Source organism: uncultured Cetobacterium sp. (assembly GCF_947039425.1).
In the GTDB taxonomy this organism is placed as follows: Bacteria; Fusobacteriota; Fusobacteriia; order Fusobacteriales; family Fusobacteriaceae; genus Cetobacterium_A.
Genome location: NZ_CAMQYW010000167.1, coordinates 1 through 4,315, shown reverse-complemented (window position 1 = coordinate 4,315; position 4,315 = coordinate 1). Strand labels below are relative to the sequence as shown.

General features: G+C 24.9%; 4 protein-coding genes and 1 pseudogene. All 5 read left to right on the top strand.

The window, feature by feature from the left end; all coding sequences use genetic code 11:
* A partial coding sequence (locus Q0V09_RS08390; protein ID WP_297488452.1) for an energy transducer TonB occupies positions 1-474 on the top strand: 474 nt, incomplete at its 5' end.
* A gap of 79 nt (positions 475-553) precedes the next feature.
* The gene (rpoN, locus tag Q0V09_RS08385; protein WP_297404714.1) at positions 554-1,777 is read left to right on the top strand and encodes an RNA polymerase factor sigma-54; all 1,224 of its coding nucleotides are present in this window, start codon (positions 554-556) and stop codon (positions 1,775-1,777) included.
* Between the two features lie 75 nt (positions 1,778-1,852).
* Positions 1,853-3,190 carry an adenosylmethionine--8-amino-7-oxononanoate transaminase gene (gene bioA / locus Q0V09_RS08380; RefSeq protein ID WP_297404716.1) on the top strand — a complete coding sequence of 446 codons (1,338 nt, stop codon included), beginning with the start codon at positions 1,853-1,855 and terminating at the stop codon, positions 3,188-3,190.
* Between the two features lie 17 nt (positions 3,191-3,207).
* Positions 3,208-3,870 carry a GntR family transcriptional regulator gene (locus tag Q0V09_RS08375; RefSeq protein ID WP_297488448.1) on the top strand — a complete coding sequence of 221 codons (663 nt, stop codon included), beginning with the start codon at positions 3,208-3,210 and terminating at the stop codon, positions 3,868-3,870.
* A gap of 231 nt (positions 3,871-4,101) precedes the next feature.
* A pseudogene (locus tag Q0V09_RS08370) lies at positions 4,102-4,315 on the top strand (oxaloacetate decarboxylase subunit alpha); the annotation flags it as partial.

Below are 4,315 nucleotides of genomic sequence, written 5' to 3'. Positions count from 1 at the left end.
AAAAAAAAAAAAAAAAAAAAAAAAAAAAAAAAAAAAAAAAAAATAAAAAAAAAAATGAAAAAAAAGATTAAAAAAACTATAAATAAAAAAATTAAAGAAGAAAAAAATAGTATAGAAAAGAAATCAAAGTATAATGAATTTCAAGATAAAAATAGATTTATTCAGGGAAAAGATGGAATTTTTACAGCAGTATCAGCTCAAGGAATAAAGTATGAAATAGAAAAAGAAGTTGATCCTAAATACCCTATAATAGCAAAAAAAATGGGATATAAAGGAGATGGAGAGGTTGATGCAACTTTTTTAGTGGATTTAAATGGAGAGTTAAAAGAGATTAAAATAATCTCTGGAGAACAAAGCTATGGATTTAAAGAAGCTGTAATAAGAGCTTTAAGAGAATGGAAATTTAAACCAATTATTTATAAAGGAAAAAAAATAAAAGTGAAATTTGAAAAAACATTTAAATTTAAAAGATAAAAAATCTGGTAGAGTTTTATTTAATATTTGAAACTCTGTCAGATTTTTTGTATTATTATAAATATAAAAGGGGGAGAGGATGGATTTTAAATTAGAAGTAAATCAAAATTTGAAGTTAATATTGTCTTTAGATATGAAAATGTCTATAGAAATATTAAAAATGTCTACAAAGGAATTAAAAGAATTTTTAGAGAAAGAATCTAAAAAAAATCCTGTAATTGACATTTCTTATCCAACAAAAAATTATACAAAGAATACATCACAATCAGATTTTTTATTAGATTCATTAGAGGGGAATGAAAAAAATTTAATAGATTATTTAGAGGAGCAAATAGGATATTTGTTAATTAATTTAGAAATGAAAAATATTTTATATTTTCTTATAAATAATTTAGATGAAAAGGGATATTTAGTTGGGGAGTTAGATGAATTTAAAAAAGTATTAAAGGTAAATAAAATAGAGATAATAAAAGGAATTGAAATCCTACACACTTTAGAACCTGTGGGAATAGGAGGAAAAGATTTAATAGAATGTTTACTTATTCAATTAAAATTAAAAAATATAAAAAATGAAATACTAGAAAATATAATAAAAAATGATTTAGAAGATATTGCCGAAGGAAGATTAGAGTATGTTTCGAAAAAATATTCAATTGATTTAGAAAAGTTAAATGAAATATTAAAAGTGCTAAGAACATTAAATCCAAAACCAGCTAGAGGATTTATTGTAAATAATAAAATAGAATATATTATTCCAGATATAATTGTTTTTTTAGAAAAAGAAGAATTAAAAATAGAGTTAAATGAAGAATATTGTCCTAAAATTAAAATAAAAAGAGATGGAAGTGATAATAAAAATATAACAAAAGCTATTGCATTGATTACAGCAATAGAAAAGAGACAAAATACTTTACTTAAAATTTCTAGATATATATTAGCCTATCAAAAAGATAATATATTGTATGGTAAAGATTTAAAAACATTAAAAATAAAAGATATAGCTTATGAATTAGATTGTCATGAATCTACAGTATCGAGGACAGTAAATGAAAAATATTTAAAAATAAATGGAAAAGTAAAGAAATTAAAAGATTATATTTTATTAAGTTCAGAAAGAGAAAAATTAAAATTTGAACTTTTATTTTTAATAAAAAATGAAGATAAATTGAAGCCATTATCTGATGAAAAACTTGTAGAAAAGATTCAAGAGAAGGGGCTTAAAATAAACAGAAGAACAATTACAAAATATAGATTAGAACTTGGAATAGAATCAAGTAGAAAAAGAAAAAAAGTCAAGTCATAAATATTCATGTTATAATAAAATTATAGATTAATTTATTTTGACTAAGAGAAAAAAATAAATAAGGGAGTAATCTTAATGAATAAACTAAGTGAATTGCAAAAAAAAGATTTAGAACATATTTTTCATCCTTGTTCACAGATGAAAGATTATGAAAATTTACCACCAATTGTAATAACAAAAGGTGAAGGAATGTATGTAGAAGATGAGTTTGGAAATAGATATATGGATTGCGTATCAAGTTGGTGGGTAAATTTATTTGGACATTGTAATGCTAGAATAAATAAAGTAATAAAAGAGCAGATAGATAAACTAGAACATATAATTTTTGCTAATTTTTCTCATGAAGCAGGAATTGAACTTGGAGAAAGACTTACAAAAGTGGCACCAGAAGGATTAAATAAATTAATATTTACTGATAATGGATCTTCAAGTACAGAAGTTGCTATAAAATTAAGCTTTCAATCTCATGTTCAAAGTGGAAATCCTCAAAAAAAAACATTTGTATCTTTAGAGGGCGCTTATCATGGTGAAACTATTGGAGCTTTAGGTGTTGGAAATATGGATAGATTTACAGATGTTTATAAACCTTTAATAAGAGAAGGGAAAAAAGTAAAAGGTCCAGATTGTTTTAATTGTACTTATAATAAGAATAGAGAAACTTGTGATGCAGAATGTTTTGAGCATATGGAGAAATATTTATTAGAAAATCATAATGAAGTTTCTGGAGTGATAATTGAATCAATGGTTCAAGGTGTTGCAGGAATGAGAATTTATTCTCCAAAATATATTCAAAAATTAAGAAAATTAACAAAAGATTTAAATATACATTTAATTGCAGATGAAATTGCAATGGGATTTGGAAGAACCGGAAAGATGTTTGCAATAGAACATGCAGGAGTTAGTCCAGATATTATGTGTGTGGGAAAAGGATTAACAGCTGGTTATTTTCCAATGTCAATAGTATTGATAACAGATGAGCTATATAACAATTTTTATGATGATTATTCAGCAGGAAAATCATTTTTACATTCACATAGTTATTCTGGAAATCCAATTGGTTGTAGAATTGCTGTAGAAACTTTGAAAATATTTGAAGATGAAAATATTTTAGAGATGATAGAAGAAAAAGGAAACTTTTTAAGAACTTTAGCAAAAGAAAAGCTAAAAGAAACACCTTATTTAGGAGAATATAGACAAATAGGTTTAATTGGAGCTATAGAGTTAGTTGGTTTACCTGGCGAAAGGGCAGGATATGAGATTTATAAAATTGCACTAAAAAAAGGAGCAATTTTGAGACCTTTAGGGAATATTGTATACTTTATGCCGCCATATATAATAAAAGAAGAAGAGATGGAAAAAATGCTAGATATCTTTAATGAATCATTAAAAGAATATTTAGAGAGATTCCAATAGAGAGGGAAGAAGGAAGTATGGCTATAAAAAAGAAGAAATCTATAAGAGAACAAGTATATGAATATTTGAAGTCTGAAATAGTTAGTGGAAAAATAAAAGAGGAAACAAGAATAGTTGAAGAAGAATATGCTGAGAAGTTAAATGTGAGTAGGACACCTTTAAGAGAAGCTTTAAGAATGTTAGAGTTAGAAGGATTAGTAGAGGCTAGAGAAAAAGGTGGAGTAACAATACCAAAAACTACTAAAAAAGATGTTGAAGAAGTTGTAAAAATAAGAGTGGCACTAGAAACTTTAATATTAGAAGAGATATTTAAGAAAGTTAAAGATGAAGATATAAAAGAATTAGAGGATAATATTATCTATACTAAAAGTATAATAAATGATGAATCTAAAACAGATGAAGTTTTTAAATGTTTTTCTAAGTTTAATAAACTACTTTATAAAATATCAAAACTTCCTAGAGTAATTTCATTAATAAATAATTTAAATTTATATTTGAAAAAATTTAGAAAGATATCAGCAGAAAATAAAGAAAGAAGATTAAGTGCTTATGAAGATCATATGAACATTGTAAATTTAATAAAAACAGGAAACAAAGAGAAAGCCATTGAAGTGAATAGAAAACATTTACTTGAAGCAAAGGAATTTCTAAAAAAGCAGGTTGATGAAGAGACTAAATAAAAATTTAGTCTTTTTTTTTTAGAAAGATTAAATATTTAATAAAAATAAAGAAGGAGGTTAAAAAACACAAGTGAAAAAAGCCGTTGAAATTCGTCCTAAAACGAGATGAATAAAGTAAAATAAGAACATTTTTTAAGTAGAAAAAGTTTGACTTTAGTATGGAATAGTGTATAATAAAATCTGTAAAATATTGTATACAGAATACAGAATACAGAATTTAAGGAGGATAGTTTGGAAAGAAAATTAAAAATAACAGAAACCTGCTTAAGAGATGGTCATCAATCTTTAATAGCAACAAGATTAAGAACTGATGAGATTCTTCCTATTGTAGAAAAAATGGATGAAGTTGGATACCATGCCCTTGAAGTTTGGGGTGGAGCGACATTTGATGCATGTATAAGATTTTTAAATGAGGATCCTTGGGAGCGTTTAAGAGCTATAAAAA

Coding starts and splice junctions, on each gene's coding strand:
- rpoN (WP_297404714.1), top strand. CDS start 554: ATGGATTTTAAATTAGAAGTAAATCAAAATTTGAAGTTAATATTGTCT.
- Q0V09_RS08375 (WP_297488448.1), top strand. CDS start 3,208: ATGGCTATAAAAAAGAAGAAATCTATAAGAGAACAAGTATATGAATAT.
- bioA (WP_297404716.1), top strand. CDS start 1,853: ATGAATAAACTAAGTGAATTGCAAAAAAAAGATTTAGAACATATTTTT.